Consider the following 26976-nt stretch of genomic DNA (forward strand, 5'->3'; position numbering starts at 1 on the left):
CTTAGATAACCTCCGGCGCCAGCGAGACGATCTTCATGAACTTCTTGTCACGAAGCTCACGACCGACCGGCCCGAAGATACGGGTGCCGCGGGGCTCCCCGTCGTTCTTCAGGATGACGGCTGCGTTCTCGTCGAACTTGATGTACGAGCCGTCGGGACGGCGCGTGGACTTGACCGTGCGGACGATGACCGCCTTGACGACGTCGCCCTTCTTGACGTTTCCGCCGGGGATCGCGTCCTTGACGGTCGCGACGATGGTGTCACCGAGGCCGGCGTAACGACGACGCGAGCCGCCGAGCACACGGATGGTGAGCAGCTCCTTCGCGCCGGTGTTGTCGGCGACCTTGAGGCGGGACTCCTGCTGAATCACTTGGCCTTCTCCAGAATCTCCACCAGGCGCCAGCGCTTGGTCGCGCTCAGCGGGCGGGTCTCGTTGATCAGGACGAGGTCGCCGATGCCGGCGGCGTTCGCCTCATCGTGCGCCTTGACCTTCGAGGTGCGGCGGATGACCTTGCCGTAAAGCGGGTGCTTCACGCGGTCCTCGACCTCGACCACGATGGTCTTGTCCATCTTGTCGCTGACGACGTAGCCACGACGCGCCTTGCGGTAGCCACGGGCATCCGCATCGCGGACGTCGTGAGCGGCGTGCTCAACCTCGACGGCGGCTTCCTTCTTGGTGGCCATCACTCAGCCTCTTCCTTCACGGCGTCGTCGGCGGAGTCCGCCTTCTTCGCCTTCGACTTGGTCGCCTTCTTGGCCGGAGCCTCGACGGGAGCGGGCGTCGCACGGATGCCCAGCTCGCGCTCGCGGATCACGGTGTAGAGGCGCGCGATGTCGCGCTTGACGGCGCGGATGCGGCCGTGGCTCTCCAGCTGGCCGGTGGCCGACTGGAAACGGAGGTTGAACAGCTCCTCCTTGGCCTTGCGCAGCTCCTCAACGAGGCGCTGGTCTTCGAACGTGTCGAGCTCTGCCGGAGCGAGCTCCTTGGTGCCGATCGCCATTACGCGTCGCCCTCCTCGCGCTTGATGATGCGTGCCTTCAACGGCAGCTTGTGAATTGCTCGGGTCAGTGCCTCGCGAGCGAGCTCCTCGCTCACGCCGGAGACCTCGAAGAGGACGCGACCCGGCTTGACGTTGGCGACCCACCACTCGGGGGAACCCTTACCGGAACCCATGCGGGTCTCGGCGGGCTTCTTCGTGAGGGGACGGTCGGGGTAGATGTTGATCCACACCTTTCCGCCACGCTTGATGTGACGCGTGACCGCGATACGAGCGGACTCGATCTGACGGTTGGTCACGTACGCAGGAGTGAGGGCCTGGATGCCGTACTCGCCGAAGGAGACCTTCGTGCCACCGGTCGCCTGGCCGCTACGGCCGGGGTGGTGCTGCTTACGGAACTTGACCTTACGGGGGATAAGCATCAGGCAGACGCTCCTTCTGCGACGGGAGCCTCGTTGCGCGGCGCGCGGCGGCGGTCGCCACCACGGTCGTCACGACGGGACTTCGGTGCGTTGGCCTGCTCGCGAGCAAGCTCCTTGTTGGTCAGGTCGCCCTTGTAGATCCAGACCTTCACGCCGATGCGGCCGAAGGTGGTCTTCGCCTCGTAGAAGCCGTAGTCGATGTTCGCGCGCAGCGTGTGCAGCGGCACACGACCCTCGCGGTAGAACTCCGACCGGCTCATCTCGGCGCCGCCGAGGCGGCCGGAGACCTGGATGCGGATGCCCTTGGCACCAGCGCGCTGCGCGCCCTGGAGACCCTTGCGCATCGCGCGACGGAACGCCACACGAGCAGAGAGCTGCTCGGCGATGCCCTGAGCGACGAGCTGAGCGTCGGCCTCGGGGTTCTTGACCTCGAGGATGTTCAGCTGGATCTGCTTGCCCGAGAGCTTCTCGAGGTCGCCGCGGATGCGCTCGGCCTCTGCACCACGACGACCGATCACGATGCCCGGACGGGCGGTGTGGATGTCGACGCGGACGCGGTCACGGGTGCGCTCGATCTCGATGTTCGAGACACCGGCGCGGTCGAGCTGCGTCTGCAGCAGACGACGGATCTTGATGTCCTCGGCGACGTAGTCGGCGTAACGCTGGCCGGCCTTCGTCGAGTCCGAGAACCAACGAGACACGTGGTCCGTGGTGATGCCGAGGCGGAAGCCGTACGGGTTTACCTTCTGTCCCATTACTTGCTCGCCTTCTTGTTGCTGTCGCCCTTGGCGGCCGGAGCCGCCTCCGGCGTCGAGAGCACGACCGTGATGTGGCTCGTGCGCTTCTTGATCTGGAAAGCGCGACCCTGTGCACGGGGCTGGAAACGCTTGAGCGTCGTGCCCTCGTCTACGTAGGCGTTAGCCACGTACAGGTCCTGCTCGTCGAGGTACTCGCCGTCACGATCCGCCTTGACCTGCGCGTTGGCCATGGCCGACGCGACAAGCTTGTAGATCGGCTCACTGGCGCTCTGCTGTGCGAACTTCAGGATCGCCAGAGCCTCCTGGGCCTGCTTGCCCTTGATGAGCGCGACGACACGACGAGCCTTCTGAGGGGTCACGCGGATGTGTCGCACGCGTGCGATGGACTCCACCATTTCTCTCTCCTCTATCGCCACCGCGTCAGCGGCGGCGGCCCTTCTTGTCGTCCTTCTCGTGGCCGCGGAAGGTGCGGGTGGGCGCGAACTCGCCCAGCTTGTGGCCGACCATGGTCTCGGACACAAACACAGGGATGTGCTTGCGACCGTCGTGGACCGCGATCGTGTGACCCAGCATGGCCGGGATGATCATGGACCGGCGAGACCAGGTCTTGATGACGTTCTTCGTGCCGGCTTCGTTCTGCACGACCACCTTGCGAAGCAGGTGCTCGTCGACGAAGGGGCCCTTCTTAAGACTGCGAGGCATCTTCTCTTACTCCTACTTGCGCTTCTTGCCGGCGTTACGACGACGCACGATGTACTTGTCGCTTTCCTTGTTGGCGTGACGGGTGCGACCCTCAGCCTGGCCCCACGGGGAGACGGGGTGACGACCACCGGACGTCTTGCCCTCACCACCACCGTGCGGGTGGTCGACCGGGTTCATCGCGACACCACGGACGGTCGGGCGGACGCCCTTCCAGCGCATGCGGCCGGCCTTGCCCCAGTTGATGTTCGACTGCTCGGCGTTGCCGACCTCGCCGATGGTCGCGCGGCAGCGCGCATCGACGTTGCGGATCTCGCCCGAGGGCAGACGCAGCTGGGCGAAGTTGCCGTCCTTGGCGACGAGACGGACGGATGCACCGGCCGAACGTGCCATCTTCGCGCCGCCGCCGGGGCGGAGCTCGATCGCGTGGATGACGGTACCCGTCGGGATGTTCTTCAGCGGGAGGTTGTTGCCCGGCTTGATGTCGGCGCCCGCGCCCGACTCGACGACGTCGCCCTGCTTCAGCTTCGCCGGCGCGAGGATGTAGCGCTTCTCGCCGTCGAAGTAGTGCAGCAGCGCGATGCGAGCCGTGCGGTTGGGGTCGTACTCGATGTGAGCGACACGGGCGTCCACGCCGTCCTTGTCATTGCGACGGAAGTCGATGACGCGGTACTGGCGCTTGTGGCCACCACCGATGTGACGGGTCGTGATGCGGCCCTGGTTGTTGCGACCACCGGTCTTCGAGAGCGGGCGCAGCAGCGACTTCTCCGGCGTCGATCGGGTGATCTCGGCGAAGTCAGCCACCGACGAGCCGCGACGGCCCGGGGTCGTGGGCTTGTACTTGCGAATAGCCATGATTGTCCTTTATCCCCCGGATCAGCCGATTGCCGTGAAGATGTCGATGGTGCCCGACTTCAGGGTCACGATGGCGCGCTTGGTGTCCTTGCGCTTGCCGGTGCCGAAGCGGGTGCGGCGAGCCTTGCCGACGCGGTTGAGGGTGTTGACCCCAGCGACCTTGACGCCGAAGATCTTCTCGATGGCGAGCTTGATCTCGGTCTTCGAAGCGCGCGGGTCCACGAGGAAGGTGTACTTACCCTCGTCGATGAGACCGTAGCTCTTCTCGGACACGACCGGCTTCAGGATGATGTCGCGCGGGTCCTTGTTCAGGGCCGTCTGGAGAACAGATGCCTGCTCGCTCATGCGGAGACCTCCTGGTTGGCGCCGGACTTCGAGGCGATGAAGCCCTCGAGCGCGGCCTGGGTGAAGACGATGTCGTCGGAGACGAGCACGTCGTAGGCGTTGAGCTGGTCGAACGTCAGCACGTGCAGGTTCGACAGGTTGCGGATGCTCTTCAGCGTCACGTCGTCGTTGCGCTCGATCACGACGAGCACGTTCTTCGACGAGACGACGTTGGTGAGGAAGTTCACCGCGGTCTTGGTCGAAGGCGTGCCGTCGATCCCGAAGGACTCGATGGCGTGGATGCGGTCACCGCGGAAGCGGTCGCTGAGCGCGCCCAGGAGGGCGGCGGCGATCATCTTCTTGGGCGTGCGCTGCGAGTAGTCGCGCGGCTTGGGGCCGTGCACGATTCCACCGCCGGTCATGTGCGGCGCGCGGATCGAGCCCTGACGGGCGTTACCCGTGCCCTTCTGCTTGAAGGGCTTGCGGCCGGCACCCGAGACCTCACCGCGACGCTTGGTCGAGTGGGTTCCCTGGCGAGCCGCCGCGAGCTGCGCGACGACGACCTGGTGGATGAGCGGGATGTTCGTCTTGGCGTCGAACAGCGCGGCGGGAAGCTCGATCGAGCCTGCCTTCTTGCCGTCTGCCTTGAGGACGTCGAGCGCGAGAGTGGAGTCAGCCATGATCAGGCACCCTTCACTGCGTTGCGGACATAGACGATGCGACCGCGAGCACCGGGGACGGCGCCCTTGACGAGCAGCAGACCCTTCTCGATGTCGACGGCGTGCACCGTGAGGTTGAGGACGGTCACGCGCTCGCCACCCATACGGCCGGCCATGCGCATGCCCTTGAAGACGCGGCTCGGGGTCGACGATGCGCCGATGGAGCCGGGCTTGCGGTGGTTGCGGTGCGAACCGTGCGATGCCGAGACGCCCTTGAAGTTGTGACGCTTCATGACACCGGCGAAGCCCTTGCCCTTGCTCGTGCCGACGACGTCGACGAGCTGGCCGGCCTCGAACGTGCCGTCGACCGTGAGCTCCTGGCCCAGCGAGTAGTCAGCGGCATCCGCGGTGCGGATCTCGGTGACGTGACGACGCGGCGTGACGCCTGCGGCCTCGAAGTGGGCGCTGAGGGGCTTGTTCACCTTGCGCGGGTCGATCTGGCCGTACGCGATCTGCACGGCGTTGTAGCCGTCCTTCTCGGGGGTACGGATCTGCGTGACCACGTTCGGGGCGAGCTCGATGACGGTGACGGGAACGAGCTTGCCGTTCTCGTTCCACACCTGGGTCATTCCGAGCTTGGTGCCCAGCATGCCCTTGGAAATCTTTGCGTTGATGTCAACCATGTCGGACCTCAGAGCTTGATCTCGATGTTGACGTCAGCCGGCAGGTCGAGACGCATCAGCGAGTCGACGGCCTTGGGCGTCGGGTCGACGATGTCGATCAGACGCTTGTGGGTGCGCATCTCGAAGTGCTCGCGGCTGTCCTTGTACTTGTGCGGCGACCGGATGACGCACACGACGTTCTTCTCGGTCGGCAGCGGCACGGGGCCGACGACGGTTGCGCCCGCGCGGGTCACGGTGTCGACGATCTTGCGTGCGGACGTGTCGATGACCTCGTGGTCATACGACTTCAGGCGAATGCGGATCTTCTGTCCCGCCATTGTCTGCTCTCTCTCTTTAAGCGTCTTACCGTCCTGGGCCGGGTGACCCTGGGGCATTGGACGCACGTCGGCGCTGTTCGCGCCTCGGCACTGGAACGGCTCTCGCGAGTCGATCTGCTGCACCACTGTTCTGCTGTCATTCCGCACGCCCTGCGGCGAGTGGATGCCCGACCTCCGCCGCGCACGGCGAAGCCCTCGTGATGAAGATGTCGGGGTGGTCCTGCCACCCGCGGCCTAGGTCCCTGCGCTTCTGCGCCGCCTATGCACTGCCCTGGTGGTGATCCGGCACACGCTGAGCGCGCCGGAATGTCGAACCTGTCTATTCTGCCACGGCGGATTTCACTTGCGCAAACCCGGGCGTGTCGCGGCGGCTGAGCATCCGCTGTGGGTCGCGGCAGCGCCCGCTCGCGGGGCCGACTCGGGGCGGGTTAGGAGGCCCGAGAGAGCGGGGCGAGGCATCCCCATGCCTCGCCCCGCTTGGGGAGGGCGTTCAGTGCGAGGGGGCACACCGAACGCGAGGAGTCCGGCGTGAAGGGACGCCGGCTTCCTCGACCGAGGGCGCGGCGGAAGGACCGCCGCGCAGGCGGGAAGACGCTCAGGCGCACAGAGTGCGCGCGTCGCACGATGATCCCCAAAATCGCTTCCCCAGTTCAACGCGGCGAACCGCGAACTTTCGGGAGGTCGAACCCCTTCGACATCCCTGACCGCAAGATCCCCAGGCGGTCGGCATTCAGTCTACGGGAACCTCGTCACGAAACGCGATACCACGGCCCGGAATACCGGGTCTCGGATACAGCGAAGCGGCGACCCCTCCTTCGGGGGGCCGCCGCTCCGACCTCAGGCGCGAGTCGCGTTACTGGTTGCCGACGGCCTTGTCGGCCTGCTCGCGGATCTCGTCGATCTTGTCCGCGGCGCCCGGTGCGATCTTCTTTGCGAAGTCGGCGACGCCGTCGAGCACCTTGTCGCTGACGTCCTCGGCCTGCTCGCTCTTCACGGCCTCGGCGAGCTTGTCCTTGTTCTGCTCGTACAGGTCCTTGCCCCTGTTGACGGCGTTTCCGACGTTCTCCTCGATACCCATGCGGGCCCCCTTTGTTCGATGGATGCGGCGGATGCCCGGCGCACGTACATTCTGCACGAGCCCGTCCCCCGCCGATAGAGAGGCACCGGGGTACGACGAAGGGGCCGGACCCGAAGGTCCGACCCCTGTGCCAGGAAGCAGATGCTTACTTGATGATCTTCGTGACCGTACCGGCGCCGACGGTGCGTCCACCCTCACGGATGGCGAAGCCGAGGCCCTCCTCCATGGCGATCGGCTGGATCAGCTCGACCGTCATGTCGGTGGTGTCGCCGGGCATGACCATCTCGGTGCCCTCGGGCAGCGAGATGACGCCGGTGACGTCGGTGGTGCGGAAGTAGAACTGCGGGCGGTAGTTCGTGTAGAACGGGTTGTGACGGCCACCCTCGTCCTTGGACAGGATGTACGCGGTGCCCTCGAAGTCGGTGTGCGGCGTGACCGAACCCGGCTTGACGATGACCTGACCGCGCTCGACGTCCTCACGCTTGGTGCCGCGGAGCAGCAGACCACAGTTCTCGCCGGCCCAGGCCTCGTCGAGCTGCTTGTGGAACATCTCGATACCCGTGACCGTGGTCTTGACGGTCGGACGGAGTCCGACGATCTCGACCTCGGAGTTGATGGCCAGCGTGCCACGCTCGGCGCGGCCGGTGACGACGGTTCCACGACCGGTGATCGTGAAGACGTCCTCGACGGGCATCAGGAACGGCTTGTCGCGGTCACGCTCGGGGTCCGGCACGCTGTCGTCGACGGCCTGCATGAGCTCGAGGATCTTCTCGGTCCACTTCTCGTCGCCCTCGAGCGCCTTGAGCGCCGAGACCTGCACGACGGGAGCGTTGTCGCCGTCGAAGCCCTGGCTCGAGAGCAGCTCGCGGACCTCGAGCTCGACGAGCTCCAGGATCTCCTCGTCGTCGACCATGTCGCTCTTGTTCAGCGCGACGAGCAGGTAGGGGACGCCGACCTGCTTGGCGAGCAGCACGTGCTCGCGCGTCTGAGCCATGGGGCCGTCGGTGGCCGCCACGACGAGGATCGCGCCGTCCATCTGCGCTGCACCCGTGATCATGTTCTTGACGTAGTCGGCGTGGCCGGGGGCGTCAACGTGTGCGTAGTGGCGCTTCGGGGTCTCGTACTCGATGTGCGAGATGTTGATGGTGATACCACGCTGGCGCTCTTCCGGCGCCGAGTCGATGGAAGCGAAGTCGCGCTGCACGTTGGTGTCGGACGGGTACTTGTCAGCAAGCACCTTCGAGATCGCTGCGGAGAGCGTGGTCTTGCCGTGGTCGACGTGACCGATCGTTCCGATGTTGACGTGCGGCTTGGTCCGCTCGAACTTGGCCTTAGCCACTTGGTCCTCCTCAGGACGTCGTGTAGAGGTGTCCGGGCACTGGATTGCGACCGGATCTCTACGGGTTAGGTTCTCAGTTTAGTAGAGAGGGAATGTGAAGTTGTAGGTGACCTGGGAGCCGGGCCGGAACCCGGCTCCCAGAAATCGTTACTCGCCGCCCTGGTGCTTCTGGACGATCTCGTCGGCCACGGCGCGGGGCACCTCAGCGTAGCTGTTGAACTCCATCGAGTAGACGGCACGGCCCGAGGTCTTCGAGCGCAGGTCGCCGATGTAGCCGAACATCTCGGACAGCGGGACGTGCGCACGGACGACCTTGACGCCGGCGGCGTCCTCCATCGACTGGATCTGGCCACGACGCGAGTTCAGGTCGCCGATGACGTCGCCCATGTACTCCTCGGGCGTACGGACCTCGACGGCCATGAGCGGCTCGAGCAGCACGGGGTTCGCACGGCGCAGGGCCTCCTTGAAGCCCATGGAGCCGGCGATCTTGAACGCCATCTCCGAGGAGTCGACGTCGTGCGCGGCACCGTCGACGATGGTCGCCTTGACGCCCACGATGGGGTAGCCGGCGAGCACGCCGACGTTCATCGCGTCCTGGAAACCGGCGTCGATCGAGCCGATGTACTCGCGCGGGATGCGACCACCGGTGACGGCGTTCACGAACTCGTACGTCTTCTCGTCGTCCAGATCGAGGGGCTCGATGTTGAACTGGATCTTCGCGAACTGGCCCGATCCACCCGTCTGCTTCTTGTGGGTGTAGTCGTGCTTCTCGACGGCCTTGCGGATCGTCTCGCGGTACGCGACCTGGGGCTTTCCGACGTTGGCCTCGACGTTGAACTCGCGCTTCATGCGGTCGACGAGGATGTCGAGGTGCAGCTCGCCCATGCCCTTGATGGTCGTCTGACCGGTCTCGGGGTTGAGCTCCGTGCGGAAGGTCGGGTCCTCCTCAGCGAGCTTCTGGATGGCGACACCCAGCTTCTCCTGGTCGGCCTTGGTCTTCGGCTCGATGGCGACCTCGATGACCGGCTCCGGGAACGTCATCGACTCGAGGACGACGGGCGATGCCGGGTCGGTCAGGGTGTCACCGGTGGTGGTGTCCTTGAGGCCGATGACCGCGTAGATGTTGCCGGCGGTGACCGAGGGGACCGGGATCTCCTTGTTGGCGTGCATCTGGAAGATCTTCCCGATGCGCTCCTTCTTGCCCTTGGTCGAGTTGATGACCGCGGCACCGGAGTCGAGCTGACCCGAGTAGACGCGCACGTAGGTCAGACGACCGAAGAACGGGTGCACCGCGACCTTGAACGCGAGGGCTGCGAACGGGTCCTTCGCGTCGGGGTGACGCTCGATGATCGTGTCGTAGTCCTTGGGGTCGTGCGCCTCGATGGAACCCACGTCGAGCGGGTTCGGCAGGTAGTCGACGACCGCGTCGAGCATCGGCTGGACGCCGCGGTTCTTGAACGCCGAGCCGCAGAGGACCGGGTAGATCTCGGAGGCGACCGTCAGCTTGCGGATCGCGCCCTTGATCTCGGCGACGGTGAGCTCCTCGCCGCCGAAGAACTTCTCGAGCAGTGCGTCGTCGGTCTCGGCGACGGTCTCGAGGAGCTGCTGACGGTACTCGTCCGCCTTCTCCTTGAGGTCGGCCGGGATCTCCTGGATCTCGTAGGAGGCGCCCATGGTGACGTCACCCTTGGAGTCACCCGCCCAGACCAGCGCGCGCATCTCGACGAGGTCGATGACGCCGATGAAGTCGTTCTCCGCACCGATGGGCAGCTGGATGACCAGCGGCTTGGCGCCGAGGCGGTTGATGATGGTGTCGACGGTGAAGTAGAAGTCCGCGCCGAGCTTGTCCATCTTGTTGACGAAGCAGATGCGGGGGACGTTGTACTTGTCGGCCTGACGCCAGACGGTCTCGGACTGGGGCTCGACGCCCTCCTTGCCGTCGAAGACAGCGACCGCACCGTCGAGCACGCGGAGCGAGCGCTCGACCTCGACCGTGAAGTCCACGTGGCCGGGGGTGTCGATGATGTTGATCTGGTTCTTGTTCCAGTAGCAGGTCACGGCGGCAGACGTGATCGTGATGCCGCGCTCCTTCTCCTGCTCCATCCAGTCGGTGGTCGACGCACCGTCGTGGGTCTCGCCGAGCTTGTGGTTGACGCCCGTGTAGAACAGGATGCGCTCGGTCGTGGTGGTCTTGCCAGCATCGATGTGAGCCATGATGCCGATGTTCCGAACCTTGCTCAGGTCGGTGAGCACGTCTTGTGCCACAGGAGTGTCCTTATCTTTTGTGCAGTCGTACTGCGAAGAGGGGGGTGACAGGCTCAGGAACGTGGTGGGCTCCTGAGCCTGTCGAAGCTGTTACCAGCGGTAGTGAGCGAACGCGCGGTTCGACTCGGCCATCTTGTGAGTGTCCTCACGACGCTTGACGGCGGCGCCGAGGCCGTTCGACGCGTCGAGGATCTCGTTCTGGAGACGCTCGGTCATCGTCTTCTCACGACGACCCTTGGCGTAGCTCACGAGCCAGCGCAGCGCGAGGGTGTTCGCGCGGTGCGGCTTGACCTCGACCGGCACCTGGTAGGTCGAGCCACCGACGCGGCGGCTCTTGACCTCGAGAGTCGGGCGCACGTTGTCGAGCGCCTTCTTCAGGGTGGCGACGGCATCCTGTCCGCCGTTCTTCGCCTCGACGCCCTTGAGGGCGTTGTAGACGATCGACTCGGCGAGCGACTTCTTGCCGTCGACCAGGATCTTGTTGACCAGCTGGCTGACGATCGGAGCGCCGTATACCGGGTCGTTGACGACGGGACGCTTGGGGGCGGGACCCTTACGAGGCATTGGACTCAGCCCTTCTTCGCGCCGTAGCGGCTGCGAGCCTGCTTACGGTTCTTGACGGCCTGGGTGTCCAGGGCGCCACGGACGACCTTGTAACGGACACCGGGGAGGTCCTTGACACGACCACCGCGCACGAGCACCAGCGAGTGCTCCTGCAGGTTGTGTCCCTCACCGGGGATGTAGGCGGTGACCTCGGTGCCGTTGCGGAGCTTCACACGAGCGACCTTGCGCATCGCCGAGTTCGGCTTCTTCGGGGTGGTGGTGTAGACGCGGGTGCAGACCCCGGCCTGCTGCGGGTTCGACTTGAGTGCGGGCGCCTTGGTCTTGGTGACCTTGGGCGAGCGACCCTTGCGAACCAACTGCTGAATGGTTGGCACGTTCTCTCCTCATAGTGCTGCACGGTGACAGCGTGATGGATTCACATCATGACCCACCGGCACGCCGGAACCGACGAGCTTTTGGTGTGATGGGTATGCCGTGGGGGCGGACCGGCTATGGAGCCGACGCCCAGCGCGCACGCGAAGACGTGCACACACCTGATCAAGTGTAATGCCGCGTAACGTGACGGTCAAATGAGCGACGATGTCACCGCAGATCCCTGATCCTCGCCGCCACCGAGCCGCTCTCCCCCGTGCGCCGCTCGGCCGTGACGGCGATGATGAGCAGCACGGCGCCCATGACCGCGAGCGTGATCCACCAGGGCATCGACTCGATGCCCCGGCCGATCTGCACCGAGAACACGAAGACGTTCTCGATCGGGAGCACCACGAGTCCGAGGAGGAACGGGGCCGCCAGGCGTCCTCGTGATCCGATCAGGAGTGCGGCCAGCGCGAGCACCATGACGAGGATCGCCCGCCAGGTCAGAGGATCGGTGAAGGTCGACACGATCGAGGCGATCATCATGGTCACCAGTCCCGGCGCCAGCAGCGGCCACGAGCCGCTCCATCGTCCAGGCCAGCTGTCGAGAGTCCCTCGTCTCACGGGCGCATCGCCCTCGTCGTCCGTCTCCGAGCTCGGACGCATCGCGAGCGCGCCGGCCACGAGCAGCATCGCTCCGAGCGGGAGCGAGAACCATTCGACGCGGAGATCGCGAGGACTCCAGGCGACGATCGCCGTGACGAACGCGATCGCGAAGAGGAACCAGACCGGAGGCAGCGTCGTGCCTCGCCGGCGGAGCCGATGCGCGGTCAGCACCATGACGAGGAGGTACCCCAGCATCAGCGCCCACATCGCCCAGATGGAGGACCAGTCGCGCTCGATGGCGAACCACGTCCCCGCGGCGAGAGCGAGCGCCCCGGGTGCGGAGAGCCAGCGCGAGGAGCGCAGCCCCGAGGCGGGCGGCGCCGCTGCCCGCACTCCCCTGCCGGCGAGCAGCACCGCCGCGGCCCCGAGGCCGCTGACGCCGAGGCAGGCGAGGAAGAGCGCCCCGCCGTGCAGCGCCACCTCGTCCGCGCCGATGCCCCAGCGCACGCCCTGGATCGCACCGACCAGCGCCGCGAGGCCCGCGGTCACGAGTGTCGGGAGGCGGAGCACGCGGAGCCTGCGCATCCGCGGGCCTCGCGCTCCGCGTCCGAGTGCGGCGTCCAGCGCCAGCAGCACCCAGGACGCCGAGAGCAGACCGACGACGCGCCAGGCGCCGAGCGCGGCGGCCGTCGTGTCGCCGCGCGACACCGTGACGACCGCCAGCAGCGGCACGACGGCGATGAGGAGACCCGCGGCATACAGTCCGCTCCCCCGCCCGCCGCGCAACGTCAGCAGAACGCCGACCACGGCCGCACCCAGCGTCGGCGGCAGCAGGTAGGCCTCGAGGAGATCGACGCCCGCGATGCCCCAGACGCACCAGAGCGCGCCGGTGAAGGCGGCCCCCGCGACGGCCCACGCCGGGCGCCGAGATGCGAACACGGCGGCGGCGACGGCTCCGAGGCCGAGGATCAGCAGCACGAGGAAGGTCGTGCCGAGTCCGGCGGCCTCGCGTGCGAGGGCGAGTCCCGTCGCGATCGCACCGGTCAGCAGCGACGACGCCTCGATCGCCGCGCGCGCCGCGTCGGCGGCCGCCACCGGGAGCCCGCGGCCCACCAGCGCCGAGCGGATCAGCGCGCTCGACGCGAGCACGAGCGCGACGAGCACCGCGATCACGGGCAGGACGACGGGCGACCCGCTCGACGCGAGCAGCTGAGCACCCAGGCACACGATGACGACGGCGAGCGTCGGCACGAGCAATCCGGCCGCGAGCGTGCGCACGACGGCGGTGAGCCCCGGCCGCCGGGTGAGGAGCAGCGACAGCGCCAGGACGAACATCAGCCCGGTGGAGAGTGCCGTCCAGCCGCTGCGCTCCGCGACCACCTGCAGCACGCCGATGCCGAAGGGCACGGCGGAGACCACGAGCACCGCCTGCCACGCCCTCGCACCGATCAGCGGGAGGTAGGTCGCGGCGATCGCCACCAGCAGACCGGCGGATGCGGTCACGCAGAGTCGAGCGATATCGCCCATCCCTGCCTGGCCCAGTGCCGTCGCGAGCAGCACGAGTCCGTAGGCGAAGCCCGCGGCGACGTGCAGGAATCGCCAGCCGACCGGGATCACGGCCGCGAGTGCGGCGAGCGCCAGGAGGATGCCGAGGCCGGAGAGGGCGACGGTGTCGACGTCGCGCCACGAGATCATCGCCGCGGCGACGAGCGCGACGTGAGCCCCCACTAGCAGGATCGCGCGCACTCCGGTCGGCATGCCGAGGTCGAGGTCGCGCTGAAGAGCGGCCGAGATCGCGACGACGCTCACCGCCAGGACCACGATCGCCCACGGGAGCGGCAGCAGTGCCCCGCATCCGATCACCAGCACGGCGATGAGCGCGACGCAGAGCGCGATGCGCGAGGTGGCGGGGGCGAGAGAGCGGATGCCGATCCGTCGCCGGGCCAGCACGCTGAACCCCGCGAGCCCGGCGGCGAGGGCGAGCAGGCCGAGGGGCACGCTCCACCCCGTCATCCCCACGACCGAGGCACCCGACGCCCCACGGACGAAGTCGCCGACCGTGGCGACGCCGGTCATGCCCGCGGGAACGAGCACGAGCAGGGTGGGCATGGCGAGCACGGCCAGCGATCCGCTCGCGACGACGCGACGAGGCACCGCACGCGGGAGCGGGAGAAGAGCGCCCACGAGCACGAGGGCGAGTGCCGCGGCGGCCGGGATGATCGCGAAGATCCAGGAGCTGCCGTCGGGCCAGGCGGCGATCCCCGCGTACGCGGCGACGATCATCGCGACGGAGCCGATCGCGCCGACTCCGAACGCCCACAGTCGCGAGAGCAGATGCCGCGCCGCGACGCCCGCGTGCACGGCGACCAGTGCCAGGAGCCCGCTGACCGTCAGCAGGAACCCGGGTCCGTCCACGGTCTCGATGCGCCAGACGATGACCAGTGCGCTGAGGCTCGCCAGGAGCTGCACGACGGTGAGGGTGATCCGCTCGGCCTTCGGCACGCGGATCCACTCGACGATCGCTGCACCGGCGAAGGCCACGCCGATCGCCCCGACGGCGCGGGTCAGCCCCGTGCCGCCCGCAGCTCCGAGCATCGCCGGAGTGCTCGCCAGCGCGAGCACCGCCGTCCACTGCCAGATCCGGATGCCGCGGCGCACCCCCGCCCGCAGCATCACCGCACCGGCGGCGAGGGTCGCGCCGGCGGACGTGAGCCACGGATCGATGCCGGGCGCGGCCAGCTGCGCGACCGCATGGACGTCGAGCCCGGCGAAGACGAGGCCGAGACCTCCGACGGCTTCTGCAGAGAAGCGGAGTCCACGCCGGGAGAGCAGCCATGCGCCGCCGAGGAAGAGCACGGTCACGAGCCCGACGATCACGCTGCGCAGCGCGCGGTCGGCGAGATCGGGGTTGAAGTAGGTGAAGACGATCGCAGCCACCGCGAAGAGGGTGGCACCGGCCGTCGCGAGCACCGACTGCAGCGTCGCGCTCCCCTGCGGGTCGCCGACGTCCGCGGCCCGCGTACCCGCGGCGGGCGGAGCCGGCGGCGCGGGTGCCCTCAGCGCGGGTCCCGTCAACGGCCGAGTCGTGCCCAGGGTCGGGGCCGCCGCCGATCGGGAGACGGTCGGCACCCGCCGAAGCAGGCTTTCGCGTGCACGCACCGCGTCGGCGGCGGCGAGTGACGCGTTCCACACCTCGGTGCCGACCTCACCCCGGAGGTCGGAGCCGCACCGGGTGCACCATCCGCCGTCCAGAGGCCCGGTGCATACCGGACACGCGCGGGAGTCGAGCAGGCGCTGCGCGACGGACTCTCCCCAGGACGTCGGCGCCTGGGTCTCGACGCGGCTCACGCCTCGTCCTCGCCGTCGGGTTCCCAGCGCAGGATGTCGCCCGGCTGGCAGTCGAGCACCCGGCAGATGGCCTCGAGGGTCGTGAACCGCACGGCCTTGGCCCTGCCGTTCTTGAGCACGGCGACGTTCGCCGGGGTGATGCCGATGGCGTCGGCGAAGTCCTGCACGCTCATCTTCTTGCGCGCGAGCTGCACGTCGAGATCGATGACGATCGGCATCAGACGACCTCGGAGAGGTCGTGCTCGAGTTCGAGGGCCTTGCGCAGCAGCCCGCGCAGCACCACGACGAGGAGGGCGAGCGCGGCGCTCACCACGATGCCGAGGAGGGCCAGGAGGGTGAGGGAGAGGGAGACGGCCCGGCTCGCGAGGATCACCGCGTAGGCGGCGAGGATCAGCACCCCCGCGGACACCAGCGCGGCGAGGATGACGTCGACGTACCGGAACGCCTCGACGCGGAAGATCCGGTCGTCCTGCACCAGCGAGAGCAGGAACCAGATGCATACGAGCGTCACCTCGACCAGGCCGAGGAAGAGGACGGCGCCGATGATGCCCGGAACCTCGAGCTGCGCGACGTCGGGATTCCGCAGGGCGGTGATGTGCGCGACCTCGGGGATCACGACGATCTGGCTGGTCAGCAGGAGCCCGAGGAGGACGACGATGAGCGCCTTCAGGGTGCGGGAGACACGAGGATGCATAGCGGCCCTATCGATGAGCAATGGATATCTATCGAAAAACGATATCCATTTCGCGAGTCGTCTCGCAACGGCGATCGGCGTCTCTCAGCCGATCACCAGGTCACCACGCCTGACAGCCCCGAGGGTCAGATCGTGTCGGGGTCGAACGGCGAGTCGAGGGACTCCGTGAGCTCGGCGAGCATCGCCTCGATCTGCGGCTCGACGTGCTGCGAGATCGCCGCCTGGATGTAGATGCGGTGGCGGAGCAGGATGCCGCAGATCTCGCGGCCCACCATGTTCGCGTACTCGTCGGCGAGAGCGACCTCCTGCCGGAGGGCCGCCTTCGCCTCGTCACTGAGCGGCGGGAGCGGAGGCAGCTCGGCCGCCGCATCGTCGGCCATCCCTGCGATCGTGAAGAGAAAGGGCGCCCCCGGCACGGGATCGGGGTCGAGCGGCATCCCGTCGAACTCGGGATCGAGGTCCTCGGACGGCCGGTAGGCGCGCGCCCTGTTCCGCGCCGCCTGCTGATCGAGCTCGCGCTTCAGCACCGGAAGGTTGCGGGCCGTGTACTCGGCAACCGCGTGGTCGACGATCGACTTGATGCGCGTGGACAGCCCGTGCTGCACGCCGTGCGGGGTGTTGCCCGCGATGCCGGCCGCCGACAGGATGGGCGAGCCGAGACAGCGACGGCAGGGCGCGACCCGCCCTCGATGGGTCGCCGGCTCCCAGCGCGGCACCCAACGCAGCCAGGCCTGCACGGCCTGGTCGACCTGCGTCTCCAATGAGCGCTCCACACCTAGAGCGTACGGGGCACGGATGCCTCTCGCGGCGATTTCCGGCGTGGCGGCGGGGCGCTACTCGTCGTCGTCACGCTCCCACGGCCACCGCGGCTGCTGAGCCCTCGTTCGGCGGAGCGCGACCCCGGCCCAACCCGCCACCGCCGCCGCGAGCAGCAGCACGACGCTCGCGCCGCCCTGCACCAGGTCTCCGGCCACCACCGTCGCCACGATGAGGTCGCCCGACTGCACGCCGACGCCGACCCAGACGGCGATGAGATGCGCCAGCGCGGCCGAGAGTGCGATCACCGGGACGGAGAGGAACGACGGATGCGGCCGCCGCAGCGCCACCCACAGCGCGAGGGCGAAGGCGAGCACCGCGACGACCATGCCGACCGCCCCGGGCACCTGACCGAGCCCCGGGACGCCGATGATGTCGGCGTCGGTCGCGACGGTCAGGGCTCCGAGTCCGAAGATCGCCAGCGCGAAGAAGCCGATGGTGGCGAGGACCAGTGCCAGGACAGCCGAAACCCCCGCGGACTCGGGCCCGCGGGGGTTCGGCGAAGAGGTGCCGGTCATCACCTCGCCAGTGTCGGGCCGGCCTCGAGCGTGCGCTCGTACTCGCGCTGCGACTCGGCGTTCAGCTCGGTCTTGCGTGCACCGCTGCGGGCGACCCACGCACCGAACCAGATGGTCAGCTCACGGGCGAACACGAACGCGGCGATGGCGAGCGGGGCCAGCAGCTGGGCCGTGACGAGCTCGCCGCCCTCGCGCGCCGAGAGCAGCCAGAACGGCGCCTCGAACAGCTGACCGAGGATGTGACCGGCGTACGCGATCACGCCCACGATGATGCCGAACACGACCCAGAGGCCCCAGCGTCCGCGGTTGATGAAGGCGCCGAGGAGCCAGAACCCGAGGAAGAAGACCACGACCGGAACCCAGAAGCCCCAGGTCGTCAGGGGCGCGAGCGCCGACTCGGCGATGTTCTCACCCGTGACGTCGCCCGTGACGGCGCCGAGGCCGAGAGTGGCGCCGAGGTAGAGGATCGCGAATGCGATGGTGGCGAGGAGTCCGATCGCTCCGGCGGTGCCGCGGTTGCCGCGCTCACGCGGCGGCTCGGGGGCCTGCACGAAGATCGGCTGCTGCTGCGGGGCCGGAGCGAACACGGGCTCCGACGTCGTCGGCTCGGACGGGACGATGCGGGTGTCGGCGTCGTGAGGTGCGTACGCGGCGCCCGCCATCGCGGACTCCTCGTGGTCCTGGTGTGCGCGCGGCGGGGTGTAGACCGCCGTCTCATCCGCGTCCGTCGAGTTCCGGTCACGCAGGTCCGCGTCGCGGTCCGAGCGCAGGCCGGAGTCGCGGTCGGAACGCAGGTCCGCGTCGCGATCCGAGCCCCGGTCGGCGGCGGCGAGATCGTTGAGCGCCGGAGTCGCGAAGGTGCCGGGGTGGTCGCGCTCGGCGGCCTCGAAGGCGGCGAGATCGGGGTCGGCTGCGGGGGCGGCGGGCTTCGCGGCGGCATCCGTCGCGTCGGTCTCCCCCGGAGTGCGGGGGGAATCTGCACGCGCTGCCTCGGCCGCGTCGAGACCAGCGTTCGCGCTGACCACGACGTCGTCGACGTCCTTCGGCCGCTCGGGCTGGGGAACCACGGGGTCACTCATGGGGTGCGCCTCTCATCGGATGTGTGCTCTGCGAGGCTACCGCCGCCCGCCCATGCCCCGACGCAGGCGTGCCGACGTGTCGTGATACCGCGTGATCACTGGCCGCGAGGGGGTCACCCGAGAAGGGATCGCAGCGTGTCGCCGACGAAGGCGACGAGGGCCGGGACGATCGGGATCGCGAACCAGAACAGCCCGACGATCACGCCGGTGCAGAGGATCCCGGCGATCCAGCTCATCACCGAATTGCGTCCCCCCACCCGTGCCATACCCCCACGTTAGAACCGCTGCGGGCACCGTCGACGTCGCAACGCCGAGAGGACGCCCCCCTCGCCGGGGGACGCGCCTCAGCCCTTCGTGGCACCGGCGGTCAGCCCGCCCACGATGTAGCGCTGCAGGAACAGGAACAGGATCATGACGGGGATCGCCGCCATCACCGCGCCGGCCGAGAACGCCGACCAGTCGGCGTAGCGCGGGTTGGCGACGAGCTTCGTCAGACCGACGACGAGCGTCTGCTGATCGACGTCCACGAGCATGACGCTCGCGATGACGTACTCGTTCACCGTGCCGATGAACGACAGCAGCGCGACGACCGCGAGGATCGGCGCCACGAGCGGCAGGATCATCGTGAAGAAGATCCGGGCGTGGCCGGCTCCATCGATACGGGCCGCCTCGTCGAGCTCCATCGGAAGCGTGTTGAAGAAGCCGTACATGAGGTACGTGTTCACGCCGAGCGCGCCACCGAGGTAGACGAGGATCAGGCCGGTGTGGGTGTTCAGTCCGATCGCCGGGAACCAGTCCCCCAGCGTCGACATCAGCAGGAAGATCGCGACCACCGCGAGCAGCTGCGGGAACATCTGCACGACCACGATCGTGACGAGGCCGATGCGACGTCCCGCGAACCGCATGCGTGAGAACGCGTAGGCGGCGAGGGCGCCGATGAACACCGTCACGGCACCCGTGACGACGGCGATGACCAGCGTGTTCAGGAACCACTTCGCGTAGGGGTTCTGCGGATCGCTGAGGATGCGCACGTAGCTGTCGATGCCGAAGGCCGAGAACAGCTGGTTCGAGCCGGTCAGCGTGCCCTTCGGGTTCAGGGATGCCGAGACGACGTACAGCAGCGGGAACAGTGCGAACGCGCACACCACGATGGCGACCACGTGCCGCCATCCGGTGTCGGCGAACCAGGCGCCGGCACTGCGGCGCCGGGGCGCGGGGAGCTGCTGCGCCACGTCGCGCCGGGAGGCGGTGCGCTCGGAGGTGACGGTGCTGGTGGTGCTCATGTCAGTTCAGCTCCTCGAGGGCCTTGGTCTTGCGGAAGCTGATGATCGCGATCGTCGCGACCACGATGAAGATGATGATGGTGAAGGCGGATGCCAGACCGTAGTCGCGTGTCTGGCCGGTGAAGGCGACCTTGTAGACCATCGAGATGAGGATGTCGGTGTGCCCCACGGGGATGCTCACGTCGTCGAAGCGGGGGCCGCCCTTGGTGAGCATGTAGATGAGGTTGAAGTTGTTGAAGTTGAACGCGAACGACGAGATGAGCAGTGGCGCCACCGTCACGAGCAGCAGGGGGAGCTTGATTCGACGGAAGACCTGCCAGGGGTTCGCGCCGTCCATCACGGCCGCCTCGTTCACGTCCTCCGGGATCCCCTGCAGCGCTCCCATGCAGACGAGGAACATGTAGGGGAAGCCGAGCCACAGGTTCACGAGGAGCACCGAGACCTTGGCGAGAGTCGGATCCGTGAGCCACGGGATCTCGGCACCGCCGAAGATCACCTGGTTGATGAAGCCGAAGCTCTCGTTCATCATCCCGGCCCAGACGAGGGCCGACAGGAACGCGGGGAACGCGTACGGGAGGATCAGGATGATCCGGTAGCCGTTGCGGAACCGCATCCGCGTGTTGTTGAAGACGAGCGCGAGCAGCAGCCCCAGGAAGAACGTGGTGGCGACCGAGAGCAGCGCGAACACGAACGTCCAGATCGTCACCGAGACCAGCGGACCCCGGATGGACTCGTCGCTCACGGCGCGGACGAAGTTGTCGAAGCCGACGGTCGTCTGCCATCCCGGCAGGAGCTGCTCGCCGTCCTCGGCGGTGAAGGCGCCCTCGCCGGTGTCGGAGTACACCGTGCCGGTCGTGGTGTCGGTGATCGCGTCGGCATCCGCGTCGTACTCGAGCGTCGATACGTACAGGTACCCGCTCTGACCGTCCGGAGCGCGCAGGCTGCCGTCGTTGGGATCGTCGCTGAACGGCACCGAGAGCTTCTCGAGCTCCGCGGAGAGGGTGAAGACCTGTGCGAGCTGCAGGGTCGTCCATCCGTCGACCGCGACCGCGCGGTCGCCCTCGAACTCGGCGTCGACCTCCTGCAGCGGCTGCTCCGAGGTGCCGAGCAGCGCGTCACCCGACTCCGGATCGGTGACGAGGAGTCCGTAGGTGCCGAACTGCTCGACGACCGTGACGGGATAGGTCGCCGAGTCCTCGACGCGCTCCTGAGCCGACGCGAGCAGCGACGAGATCGCCTGGTCCTTCGTGCCGTTGTGGCCGGTGCCGTAGTTCGTGAAGCCGATGTACCCGGTGTACAGCAGGGTGAAGACCTGGAAGACGACCAGGAAGATGATGCCAGGGGTCAGATACTTCGCCGGGATCCGCTTGCGGGAGAAGTAGATGTAGTTGACGACGACGGTGACCGCGACCACGAGGCCGAGCACCAGCCATTCCTGCTGTCCGAACAGCACGAACGCCGCGTAGAGCGCGATCGCGTCGACGATCGCCAGCAGCAGGATCTTCAGCAGCAGCCAGCCGATCGGGCCGGATGCGGCCTCTGCGATCCTGGCAGCCTGGCGCTGGCGCGTGGTCAGTGGAGCCGTGGGCTCAGCGGTCTGTGTCATCTCGTCCCCGTCGTCGAGCTGCCGGGGCGGACGAGGTCCGCCCCGGCAGGGATGGTGCTGGGTGTCTTACTCGGTGGCGGCGGTGACGTCGTCGACGAGCTTCTGCCACGTCGACGCCGGGTCGGAGCCGTTGATGATCGCGGCCTCGGCGACGCCCCAGAACTCCCAGACGGAGCCCATGGCCGGGATTGCCGGCATCGGGACGGCGTCCGCGCCGACAGCCTGGAAGCCCGCGATGATCGCGTCGGATGCGGCGGAGTCGGCGGCCGCGGTCAGCGCGGGCAGGACGTTGCCGGCCTCGAACAGGTCGAGCTGAACCTCTTCGGTGCCGATGTAGTTGACGAGGAAGTCGTTCGCGGCGACCTTGTTCTTCGACTCGGAGCTGACGAAGAAGCCCTTGACGCCGGCGAACGGCGACGCCGTCTCGGCGGTGGGGCTGGGCACGGGGTCGATGGCGACGTTGATGCCCGCGTCGACGGCAGCGCCCACGTTCCACGGGCCGGTCAGCCAGAAGGCCGCGGTGCCGTCGAGGAACTGCTGCTTGGCGATCTCGCCGTCGATGTCGGTGTTCAGCGTGCCCGCCGCACCCTGCGCTGCCAGCCAGTCGGCGAAGGCGAAGCCGCCCTCGCTGCCGAGCTGCAGGTCGGCCGGGTCGTAGCTGCCCGAGGCGTCGGTGCCGAAGACAGGGGCGCCGAAGGCGGTCTGGAACGGGTACAGGTGGTACGGGTTGCCCTCGGCGCCCTGCTCGACCACGAACGCGCCCTTCGAGACCATGTCGTCGAAGCCCGTCGGAGCCTCGGGGACGAGGTCGGCGTTGCGGAGCACCGCGATGTTCTCGACGGCGTACGGAAGCATGTAGACGGTGCCGTCGTAGGTCGCCGCCTGGAGGGCGACGGGAAGATAGTCGGCCGACGAGTCGCCGAGCTCGAGAGGTGCGACGACGCCGTTGGTCGAGAGCTCGCCGAGCCAGTCGTGAGCGCCCATGACGACGTCGGGGCCCTTGCCCGTCGGGACCTGCTGGATGAAGTCGTCCTTCATGTCGTCGACGGACTTGCCGACGAGCTCGACCTTGACGCCGGTCTTCTCTTCGTAGGAATCGGCCGCGCCCTGCAGCGCATCGACGCGCTCGGCGTCGACCCACACGGTCAGCGCGCTGCCCCCCTCGCCGCCGGAGGAGTCGCCGCCCTCGGACGGGGTCGAGCAGCCTGCCAGGGAAAGAGTCGAAACGATCGCGATGACGCCGGCGGCGACGATGCCCCTCTTGTTCACCTTCATTGGTGTGTGCCTCTCTGAATGCTGATGGCCTGCAGGACTGCAAGCGCTTACAGTATGCATCGAGATCGAGGTGATTCGCAATGGAAACTCGGCTTGATATCAACCTGTGACCGCGTGGCGTCGCATGCAACGTCATGGAAACGCTTCCATAGAGGCGTGAAAACCGCGGTGTCGATACACTTCAGGTATGGCTGACAGTTCCTTTGACATCGTCTCGAAAGTGGATCACCAGGAGGCCGAGAACGCCCTGAACCAGGCACGCAAGGAGATCGAGCAGCGCTACGACTTCAAGGGTGCCGGCGCCTCCATCGCCTGGAGCGGCGAGCAGATCCTGATCATCGCCGGCACCGAGGAGCGCGCCAAGGCGGTGCTCGACGTCTTCCAGTCGAAGCTCATCAAGCGCGGCATCTCGCTCAAGAGCCTCGAATCCGGCGAGCCGTTCGCGAGCGGCAAGGAGTTCCGCATCGTCTCGACGCTCAAGGACGGCATCTCCTCTGAGAACGCGAAGAAGATCGGCAAGATCATCCGCGACGAGGGCCCCAAGGGCGTGAAGAGCCAGATCCAGGGCGACGAGCTGCGCGTGCAGTCCAAGAGCCGCGACGACCTCCAGGCGGTCATCGCGCTGCTCAAGGGCTCCGACCTCGACATCGCCCTGCAGTTCATCAACTACCGGTAAGCCATCGCTCTGACCTGGGGTTTACGTGCCCGAGTCCGCGCCCAGTCCGCAACGCGATCTAGAACAGCTCGTCCGTCGCGTGGTTCGCGAGGAGCTGCAAGCCCTCGTGAGCCCGCGAGCGGTGCAGCCGGTCGGTGGCGAAGACGCGATTGAGAGCACCCTCGAGTTTCTCGAGCGCATCGACCCGCTGGGCACGTTGACACAAGAAGAGGCGCGCGGCCTGCTCCTCGTCCGCTTCCCCCACCTGTTCCTCAGATAGCGATGACTTGTGCCATGAAGGCGGTCGTCGCCGCCCGAGTCTTGTCCTCCGCGGACGGCCACAGGTGGCTGTAAGTGTTCAGCGTGATCGACGGCTGAGAGTGTCCGAGCGCGCGCTGTACAGTCACCACATCGCACCCGGACGCGATCAAGTTCGACGCGAAGGTATGGCGCAGCGTGTGGATCGTCACGTCACTGCTCAACCCCGCCAGGCTACGGATGCGGCGCCACTCCTCACCGGCACTGTTCCGGTTGAACAGATGCCCCATCGGCGTGCGGAAGAGGAATTCCTGCTTTACAGAAAAGCTCAACATGTCGATGAGCTCGACCGGCACGAATACGTCGCGCTCCGACCCGGCCTTCGGCGGCACGATCGTCGTCGTCGGGATCGACGTACCCTGAACCTGCCTACGCACTGAGATCGTCCCCGCGGCTCGGTCGATGTCGCCGCCCTGCAGGCCCGCGGCCTCACCAAGTCGAAGGCCGGCGAACACGCAGGCCGCGACGAACGGTCGGAACTCCCCCGCGACCTCGAGCGCCGCGTTCACCTGATCGGCGGTCAGGATCTTGACCGCAAGTTCCTTCTTCCGCAGGCGGGGCGTCTTCACCCGGCTCGCGGGGTTGCGCGCGATCACCTGGTTATCGACAGCCGCCCGGAACGCCATCTGCACGTAGTTCAAGCGCGTGCGGATAGTCGAGGCGGCGAGCCCGCGCTCAGACTCCTTCGTTACCCACGTCTGCACATCGGCGTTCTTCACGTCGCGGATCGCCTTTGATCGCCACGGCACCGACTCCACCGCGGTCGTCGCCGCCGTCGCGGTTCCCTCAGCCCAGACTTGCATGCTCATCCAGCGGGAGACCCACTCATCCCACGTTGCGCGACCCGCGCTCGGGTCAGCCCACTGCCCCGTGACAAGGCCCGCCGTCTGCTCGTCTAGCCAGCGCTGGGCCGCGCGCTTCGTCTTCTCGTGCTTCGTGTGCTCCTTGCCGGCGTGGTCTCGATAGCGAGCGCGCCAGATCTCCAAGACCGGCTCAGTCTTCCGCTGGCCCTTCTCGTTGAGCACGAAGTGCCCATCGGGGCCGAGGACGGGGCGGCGAGGGTGCCCGATCGACTTACTTGCCATCCGCGGCCTCTCGAAGCTCCGCTAGGCGAGTGAAGTCCGTCCAGACGAGCGCCTCAGGCGCATCTCGCGTCCAATCTCCCGCGACCTCGGCCGCCCACGTCGCAACCACCGACGCGGGGAACTCGTAGCCGGCGAGCGCCTCGCGAGCCTCCTGGGCAGCTGCGTCGTCGTAGCGTGAGAGCCGCGACCGGAACTCTGCAGACCAGTGCAGCAGCTCCGTGTAGTCAGCGAGATCCCCCGCCACGCGCATCATCGAAGACACGAGGTTGCCGCGGATCTTGTCGGCCATCCTGAGCGACTCTTCGAGATCGGTACCGCGAGTCATTTCGTCGACGGAGCTCCCGAGTATCTCCGCAAGTACGCGCGCTTCTCCGAGCCGGATCGGTCGATCGCCCTTCTCGGTCCGACTAACGGTCATCTGCGAGTAGGTCTCGAAGCCTCGAGCGATCATCTGACGCGCGAGTTCGCTCTGACTCATGCCGGCCCCATCACGGAGCTCCACCATCTTCCGCGCGAAGTTCGCCTCATCGTCTCTTTCCATAAGCAACATGTTCCCACAATTTAGTGGGTAGTTGCACGTTGCTGTGGAATGCGTTATCGTGGTGGCATCCACAGAATAGATGGGAGAGCAAATGACTACGATCGCGGATCAGCCGTCGACAATGACGAAGCTGCTTTTCGTCGACGCGGCTGCAGAGCGGCTAGGGCGTACCCCTTCCCAGCTCCGCTGGATGATCCACAGCGGAACAGCGCCGAAGCACGCGAAGATCGCCGGCCGGATTGTCTTTCGCCAGTCGGACATCGATCAGTACATCGAAGACGCGTTTGCGGAGGCGGGATGAGCTCACCGACCCCCAGTGGCGCTGATCAATCGCGCGACTACTACTCCCTGACCTATCAGGACCCGACGGGGGAAGCGGCAATCCGTAACCTCATGGGCCGGTCTGTGCAGGTCACTTGGGAGAACGGAGCCAGCGTCCATCTCGACGTCGACACAATCCGCCCGTTGTTGGCGAAGCTCAACTTCCGGATGTCCCGCAGGGGTCACATCTGGGGAACCAAGAAAAGTGCCCCCGACCTGAGCGGCAACTCAGTCGAGGGCGAAGTCATCAGAAAGTGAGATCCGAAATGACCGTTGTACCGATGGTATCCGAACCGTCTGACGCCCGCACCACATTGTTGGATTCCGGGGTGGAGAGTACCGAGGCAACTCCACCCCACACCCGCCTCGACGACGGCTGGGACGAATATGCCGCGGCGTACCTCGCCGCACACCCGGAGATCTCCGCGGTGATCCCGTCCTGGGCCGATGAGGTCGACTTCTCGGAGATCGAGGGCGAGCTCGACGGAACGATCTTCTCATTCAGAAAAGAGATCGGCGACGTCGAGCTGTACGGCGTCGGAAAGGTGCGGCGAGACGGAACACTGCACCTCGAGGACGGGGGCACGCCCAACGTGTATCTTCCCACCGAGATCGCATGCCAGAAGGTCGACGACATCTCCCAGTCGATGCTCGACCTCGCCCGGGATCTCATCTCCGCGGCATCGTTGTTGCGAACCGAACCGAAGTTGCTACGTCGTCCTGCCGAAGTGGACGCTGAGCTCCAGAGGCTGGACATCTGATGGCCTGCCGGTTCGGTTGGTGCGAGACGCCCGCCGATCTCCACGCCAGCGACACCAGTCATCACTCGCGCGAGTTGGGTTACGGAATGATGTTGACCGTCGATCTGCAGGGCGAACCGATCTCCATGTGGATGCCCGACTGGGACGAGTGGTGGATCGACAAGCCGGAAGACGTCGACACCGAGTACGCGGGAGTCGCCGCGATGTTGCGCGACTTGCCTGCCAATTACACGGCGTTCCGCACGGCACTCGTGAGCGATCCGCTGTTCGCCGATGAGGTCGCCGCGATGAAGGCCAAGGATGCTCGGGAGGCGTGCAAATGAGCGCGTCGGAGGTCAGGCCGAATCCGGGCGAAGTGCGCGCATGGGCGAAGAAGAACGGCATCCGAGTCAGTGGGACGGGGAACATCTCTCGGCACCTTCGTGAGAGCTACCTCGAAGCGAACCCGGACGTCGAGCTGCAGGCCCGCAATGCGCGCCCTGACCTCTTCGCCCTGGCCGACGACATGGTGGAGGCAGAGATGGTCCGCACAGGGCGTCTGAGCTTTGAGGCATCCGTTGCTGCCCCAACAACAGTTGAGCCGCCGCGCGAAGAGCCGAGGTCTCTTGCTGAGTGGCTGAGGCTGCGCGACGAGCTCGCCGCCACGATCGCCGAACACGCGCCTCAGGGCGTCTCCGATTCCTTCCGAGAGGCCGCAGAGGCCCTCCTCGTCAAGGGATGGATGAGGAGCGCCGCAGCATGACCGAGAACAACGA

The 26976-nt window shown here is 67.1% G+C and carries 36 protein-coding genes; 6 read left to right on the forward strand and 30 right to left on the reverse strand.

Going from position 1 to position 26976, the window contains the following annotated elements:
* Position 1: 1 nt before the first annotated feature.
* The 27 genes from rplN to BN2660_RS02370 form a co-directional block, all read right to left on the reverse strand.
* Complete coding sequence (gene rplN / locus BN2660_RS02245) at positions 2-370, reverse strand: 50S ribosomal protein L14 (protein ID WP_053097479.1); 369 nt, start codon at positions 368-370, stop codon at positions 2-4.
* Positions 367-684: a 30S ribosomal protein S17 gene (gene rpsQ / locus BN2660_RS02250; protein ID WP_091226725.1), complete on the reverse strand. Its 318-nt coding sequence runs from the start codon at positions 682-684 to the stop codon at positions 367-369. The genes rplN and rpsQ overlap by 4 nt, the downstream gene beginning before the upstream one ends.
* The gene (gene rpmC / locus BN2660_RS02255; protein ID WP_017829202.1) at positions 684-1001 is read right to left on the reverse strand and encodes a 50S ribosomal protein L29; all 318 of its coding nucleotides are present in this window, start codon (positions 999-1001) and stop codon (positions 684-686) included. The genes rpsQ and rpmC overlap by 1 nt, the downstream gene beginning before the upstream one ends.
* On the reverse strand, positions 1001-1420 hold the full coding sequence (rplP, locus tag BN2660_RS02260; protein ID WP_056312870.1) for a 50S ribosomal protein L16: 420 nt from the start codon (positions 1418-1420) through the stop codon (positions 1001-1003). The genes rpmC and rplP overlap by 1 nt, the downstream gene beginning before the upstream one ends.
* Positions 1420-2175 (reverse strand): 30S ribosomal protein S3, encoded by a 756-nt coding sequence (rpsC, locus tag BN2660_RS02265; RefSeq protein ID WP_091226727.1) that lies wholly within the window; start codon positions 2173-2175, stop codon positions 1420-1422. The genes rplP and rpsC overlap by 1 nt, the downstream gene beginning before the upstream one ends.
* The gene (gene rplV / locus BN2660_RS02270; RefSeq protein ID WP_091226730.1) at positions 2175-2573 is read right to left on the reverse strand and encodes a 50S ribosomal protein L22; all 399 of its coding nucleotides are present in this window, start codon (positions 2571-2573) and stop codon (positions 2175-2177) included. Before rplV ends, rpsC begins: the two co-directional genes overlap by 1 nt.
* Before the next feature lie 25 nt (positions 2574-2598).
* On the reverse strand, positions 2599-2880 hold the full coding sequence (rpsS, locus tag BN2660_RS02275) for a 30S ribosomal protein S19 (protein ID WP_017201589.1): 282 nt from the start codon (positions 2878-2880) through the stop codon (positions 2599-2601).
* A 12-nt stretch (positions 2881-2892) separates the two neighbouring features.
* On the reverse strand, positions 2893-3732 hold the full coding sequence (gene rplB / locus BN2660_RS02280; protein WP_053097483.1) for a 50S ribosomal protein L2: 840 nt from the start codon (positions 3730-3732) through the stop codon (positions 2893-2895).
* A 21-nt stretch (positions 3733-3753) separates the two neighbouring features.
* On the reverse strand, positions 3754-4077 hold the full coding sequence (gene rplW / locus BN2660_RS02285) for a 50S ribosomal protein L23 (protein ID WP_017829206.1): 324 nt from the start codon (positions 4075-4077) through the stop codon (positions 3754-3756).
* Positions 4074-4736, reverse strand: coding sequence for a 50S ribosomal protein L4 (gene rplD / locus BN2660_RS02290; protein ID WP_021201122.1), 663 nt, complete (start codon positions 4734-4736; stop codon positions 4074-4076). The genes rplW and rplD overlap by 4 nt, the downstream gene beginning before the upstream one ends.
* A gap of 2 nt (positions 4737-4738) precedes the next feature.
* Positions 4739-5398, reverse strand: a complete 660-nt coding sequence (rplC, locus tag BN2660_RS02295; RefSeq protein ID WP_091226734.1) for a 50S ribosomal protein L3 — start codon at positions 5396-5398, stop codon at positions 4739-4741.
* Positions 5399-5406: 8 nt separating this feature from the next.
* Positions 5407-5715, reverse strand: coding sequence for a 30S ribosomal protein S10 (rpsJ, locus tag BN2660_RS02300; protein WP_017201594.1), 309 nt, complete (start codon positions 5713-5715; stop codon positions 5407-5409).
* 853 nt (positions 5716-6568) lie between these two features.
* Positions 6569-6793, reverse strand: a complete 225-nt coding sequence (locus BN2660_RS02305; RefSeq protein WP_091226739.1) for a hypothetical protein — start codon at positions 6791-6793, stop codon at positions 6569-6571.
* A gap of 145 nt (positions 6794-6938) precedes the next feature.
* Complete coding sequence (gene tuf, locus BN2660_RS02310) at positions 6939-8132, reverse strand: elongation factor Tu (RefSeq protein WP_067121096.1); 1194 nt, start codon at positions 8130-8132, stop codon at positions 6939-6941.
* A 147-nt stretch (positions 8133-8279) separates the two neighbouring features.
* Positions 8280-10397: an elongation factor G gene (fusA, locus tag BN2660_RS02315; protein WP_091226741.1), complete on the reverse strand. Its 2118-nt coding sequence runs from the start codon at positions 10395-10397 to the stop codon at positions 8280-8282.
* A 90-nt stretch (positions 10398-10487) separates the two neighbouring features.
* Positions 10488-10961, reverse strand: a complete 474-nt coding sequence (gene rpsG / locus BN2660_RS02320) for a 30S ribosomal protein S7 (RefSeq protein ID WP_045256225.1) — start codon at positions 10959-10961, stop codon at positions 10488-10490.
* Between the two features lie 5 nt (positions 10962-10966).
* Positions 10967-11335, reverse strand: coding sequence for a 30S ribosomal protein S12 (gene rpsL, locus BN2660_RS02325; RefSeq protein WP_091226744.1), 369 nt, complete (start codon positions 11333-11335; stop codon positions 10967-10969).
* 208 nt (positions 11336-11543) lie between these two features.
* Positions 11544-15269, reverse strand: a complete 3726-nt coding sequence (locus BN2660_RS02330; RefSeq protein ID WP_091226747.1) for an SCO7613 C-terminal domain-containing membrane protein — start codon at positions 15267-15269, stop codon at positions 11544-11546.
* Positions 15266-15487: a helix-turn-helix domain-containing protein gene (locus BN2660_RS02335; RefSeq protein WP_091226752.1), complete on the reverse strand. Its 222-nt coding sequence runs from the start codon at positions 15485-15487 to the stop codon at positions 15266-15268. The genes BN2660_RS02330 and BN2660_RS02335 overlap by 4 nt, the downstream gene beginning before the upstream one ends.
* Positions 15487-15963 (reverse strand): DUF2975 domain-containing protein, encoded by a 477-nt coding sequence (locus BN2660_RS02340; protein ID WP_091226756.1) that lies wholly within the window; start codon positions 15961-15963, stop codon positions 15487-15489. Before BN2660_RS02340 ends, BN2660_RS02335 begins: the two co-directional genes overlap by 1 nt.
* Positions 15964-16088: 125 nt before the next feature.
* A complete protein-coding gene (locus tag BN2660_RS02345; protein ID WP_176697050.1) occupies positions 16089-16736 on the reverse strand; it encodes a spermidine/putrescine ABC transporter substrate-binding protein in 648 nt (215 codons plus the stop codon).
* 60 nt (positions 16737-16796) lie between these two features.
* On the reverse strand, positions 16797-17297 hold the full coding sequence (locus BN2660_RS02350) for a hypothetical protein (protein ID WP_255304990.1): 501 nt from the start codon (positions 17295-17297) through the stop codon (positions 16797-16799).
* Positions 17297-18376 (reverse strand): MFS transporter, encoded by a 1080-nt coding sequence (locus BN2660_RS02355; protein WP_091226763.1) that lies wholly within the window; start codon positions 18374-18376, stop codon positions 17297-17299. The genes BN2660_RS02350 and BN2660_RS02355 overlap by 1 nt, the downstream gene beginning before the upstream one ends.
* 113 nt (positions 18377-18489) lie before the next feature.
* Complete coding sequence (locus tag BN2660_RS16510) at positions 18490-18642, reverse strand: hypothetical protein (RefSeq protein WP_176697051.1); 153 nt, start codon at positions 18640-18642, stop codon at positions 18490-18492.
* Between the two features lie 78 nt (positions 18643-18720).
* The gene (locus BN2660_RS02360) at positions 18721-19659 is read right to left on the reverse strand and encodes a sugar ABC transporter permease (protein WP_091226766.1); all 939 of its coding nucleotides are present in this window, start codon (positions 19657-19659) and stop codon (positions 18721-18723) included.
* A 1-nt stretch (position 19660) separates the two neighbouring features.
* A complete protein-coding gene (gene malF / locus BN2660_RS02365; protein WP_091226769.1) occupies positions 19661-21265 on the reverse strand; it encodes a maltose ABC transporter permease MalF in 1605 nt (534 codons plus the stop codon).
* A 66-nt stretch (positions 21266-21331) separates the two neighbouring features.
* Positions 21332-22540: a sugar ABC transporter substrate-binding protein gene (locus BN2660_RS02370; RefSeq protein ID WP_091226772.1), complete on the reverse strand. Its 1209-nt coding sequence runs from the start codon at positions 22538-22540 to the stop codon at positions 21332-21334.
* A gap of 187 nt (positions 22541-22727) precedes the next feature.
* On the opposite strand from BN2660_RS02370, the gene BN2660_RS02375 reads away from it, so the two are divergent.
* Entirely contained in the window at positions 22728-23216 is a 489-nt protein-coding gene (locus BN2660_RS02375; protein ID WP_091226775.1) for a YajQ family cyclic di-GMP-binding protein, read from the forward strand.
* A gap of 58 nt (positions 23217-23274) precedes the next feature.
* Here the strand turns inward: BN2660_RS02375 and BN2660_RS02380 are convergent, their stop codons facing one another.
* The 3 genes from BN2660_RS02380 to BN2660_RS02390 are packed head-to-tail and all read right to left on the reverse strand — an operon-like array spanning position 23275 to position 25211.
* Positions 23275-23460 carry a hypothetical protein gene (locus tag BN2660_RS02380; RefSeq protein WP_091226777.1) on the reverse strand — a complete coding sequence of 62 codons (186 nt, stop codon included), beginning with the start codon at positions 23458-23460 and terminating at the stop codon, positions 23275-23277.
* A 7-nt stretch (positions 23461-23467) separates the two neighbouring features.
* Complete coding sequence (locus BN2660_RS02385) at positions 23468-24538, reverse strand: tyrosine-type recombinase/integrase (protein ID WP_218054092.1); 1071 nt, start codon at positions 24536-24538, stop codon at positions 23468-23470.
* A gap of 49 nt (positions 24539-24587) precedes the next feature.
* Complete coding sequence (locus BN2660_RS02390) at positions 24588-25211, reverse strand: helix-turn-helix domain-containing protein (RefSeq protein WP_141651218.1); 624 nt, start codon at positions 25209-25211, stop codon at positions 24588-24590.
* 49 nt (positions 25212-25260) lie between these two features.
* Here BN2660_RS02390 and BN2660_RS02395 point away from each other — a divergent pair, with 49 nt between their 5' ends.
* Genes BN2660_RS02395 through BN2660_RS02415 form a run of 5 tightly spaced genes read left to right on the forward strand, consistent with a single transcriptional unit; the run spans position 25261 to position 26963 of the window.
* A complete protein-coding gene (locus tag BN2660_RS02395) occupies positions 25261-25440 on the forward strand; it encodes a helix-turn-helix transcriptional regulator (RefSeq protein WP_091227102.1) in 180 nt (59 codons plus the stop codon).
* On the forward strand, positions 25437-25718 hold the full coding sequence (locus BN2660_RS02400) for a hypothetical protein (protein ID WP_091226788.1): 282 nt from the start codon (positions 25437-25439) through the stop codon (positions 25716-25718). Before BN2660_RS02395 ends, BN2660_RS02400 begins: the two co-directional genes overlap by 4 nt.
* Positions 25715-26221 carry a hypothetical protein gene (locus BN2660_RS02405; protein ID WP_176697052.1) on the forward strand — a complete coding sequence of 169 codons (507 nt, stop codon included), beginning with the start codon at positions 25715-25717 and terminating at the stop codon, positions 26219-26221. Before BN2660_RS02400 ends, BN2660_RS02405 begins: the two co-directional genes overlap by 4 nt.
* On the forward strand, positions 26221-26544 hold the full coding sequence (locus BN2660_RS02410; protein WP_091226792.1) for a hypothetical protein: 324 nt from the start codon (positions 26221-26223) through the stop codon (positions 26542-26544). Before BN2660_RS02405 ends, BN2660_RS02410 begins: the two co-directional genes overlap by 1 nt.
* On the forward strand, positions 26541-26963 hold the full coding sequence (locus BN2660_RS02415) for an Lsr2 family DNA-binding protein (RefSeq protein ID WP_091226796.1): 423 nt from the start codon (positions 26541-26543) through the stop codon (positions 26961-26963). Before BN2660_RS02410 ends, BN2660_RS02415 begins: the two co-directional genes overlap by 4 nt.
* Positions 26964-26976 lie beyond the last annotated feature (13 nt).

It is taken from the genome of Microbacterium sp. 3J1 (genome assembly GCF_001049495.1).
Lineage (GTDB): Bacteria > Actinomycetota > Actinomycetes > Actinomycetales > Microbacteriaceae > Microbacterium.

Coding starts and splice junctions, on each gene's coding strand:
- BN2660_RS02350 (WP_255304990.1), bottom strand. CDS start 17,297: ATGACCGGCACCTCTTCGCCGAACCCCCGCGGGCCCGAGTCCGCGGGG.
- rplD (WP_021201122.1), bottom strand. CDS start 4,736: ATGGCTGACTCCACTCTCGCGCTCGACGTCCTCAAGGCAGACGGCAAG.
- BN2660_RS02305 (WP_091226739.1), bottom strand. CDS start 6,793: ATGGGTATCGAGGAGAACGTCGGAAACGCCGTCAACAGGGGCAAGGAC.
- rplC (WP_091226734.1), bottom strand. CDS start 5,398: ATGGTTGACATCAACGCAAAGATTTCCAAGGGCATGCTGGGCACCAAG.
- BN2660_RS02360 (WP_091226766.1), bottom strand. CDS start 19,659: ATGAGCACCACCAGCACCGTCACCTCCGAGCGCACCGCCTCCCGGCGC.
- BN2660_RS16510 (WP_176697051.1), bottom strand. CDS start 18,642: ATGGCACGGGTGGGGGGACGCAATTCGGTGATGAGCTGGATCGCCGGG.
- rpsS (WP_017201589.1), bottom strand. CDS start 2,880: ATGCCTCGCAGTCTTAAGAAGGGCCCCTTCGTCGACGAGCACCTGCTT.
- rpsJ (WP_017201594.1), bottom strand. CDS start 5,715: ATGGCGGGACAGAAGATCCGCATTCGCCTGAAGTCGTATGACCACGAG.
- BN2660_RS02410 (WP_091226792.1), top strand. CDS start 26,221: ATGGCCTGCCGGTTCGGTTGGTGCGAGACGCCCGCCGATCTCCACGCC.
- BN2660_RS02335 (WP_091226752.1), bottom strand. CDS start 15,487: ATGCCGATCGTCATCGATCTCGACGTGCAGCTCGCGCGCAAGAAGATG.
- BN2660_RS02400 (WP_091226788.1), top strand. CDS start 25,437: ATGAGCTCACCGACCCCCAGTGGCGCTGATCAATCGCGCGACTACTAC.
- BN2660_RS02415 (WP_091226796.1), top strand. CDS start 26,541: ATGAGCGCGTCGGAGGTCAGGCCGAATCCGGGCGAAGTGCGCGCATGG.
- rplW (WP_017829206.1), bottom strand. CDS start 4,077: ATGAGCGAGCAGGCATCTGTTCTCCAGACGGCCCTGAACAAGGACCCG.
- BN2660_RS02355 (WP_091226763.1), bottom strand. CDS start 18,376: ATGAGTGACCCCGTGGTTCCCCAGCCCGAGCGGCCGAAGGACGTCGAC.
- BN2660_RS02370 (WP_091226772.1), bottom strand. CDS start 22,540: ATGAAGGTGAACAAGAGGGGCATCGTCGCCGCCGGCGTCATCGCGATC.
- BN2660_RS02395 (WP_091227102.1), top strand. CDS start 25,261: ATGACGAAGCTGCTTTTCGTCGACGCGGCTGCAGAGCGGCTAGGGCGT.
- BN2660_RS02375 (WP_091226775.1), top strand. CDS start 22,728: ATGGCTGACAGTTCCTTTGACATCGTCTCGAAAGTGGATCACCAGGAG.
- rplB (WP_053097483.1), bottom strand. CDS start 3,732: ATGGCTATTCGCAAGTACAAGCCCACGACCCCGGGCCGTCGCGGCTCG.
- rpsG (WP_045256225.1), bottom strand. CDS start 10,961: ATGCCTCGTAAGGGTCCCGCCCCCAAGCGTCCCGTCGTCAACGACCCG.
- rpsQ (WP_091226725.1), bottom strand. CDS start 684: ATGGCCACCAAGAAGGAAGCCGCCGTCGAGGTTGAGCACGCCGCTCAC.
- BN2660_RS02340 (WP_091226756.1), bottom strand. CDS start 15,963: ATGCATCCTCGTGTCTCCCGCACCCTGAAGGCGCTCATCGTCGTCCTC.
- rplV (WP_091226730.1), bottom strand. CDS start 2,573: ATGGTGGAGTCCATCGCACGCGTGCGACACATCCGCGTGACCCCTCAG.
- rpmC (WP_017829202.1), bottom strand. CDS start 1,001: ATGGCGATCGGCACCAAGGAGCTCGCTCCGGCAGAGCTCGACACGTTC.
- rplP (WP_056312870.1), bottom strand. CDS start 1,420: ATGCTTATCCCCCGTAAGGTCAAGTTCCGTAAGCAGCACCACCCCGGC.
- malF (WP_091226769.1), bottom strand. CDS start 21,265: ATGACACAGACCGCTGAGCCCACGGCTCCACTGACCACGCGCCAGCGC.
- rpsC (WP_091226727.1), bottom strand. CDS start 2,175: ATGGGACAGAAGGTAAACCCGTACGGCTTCCGCCTCGGCATCACCACG.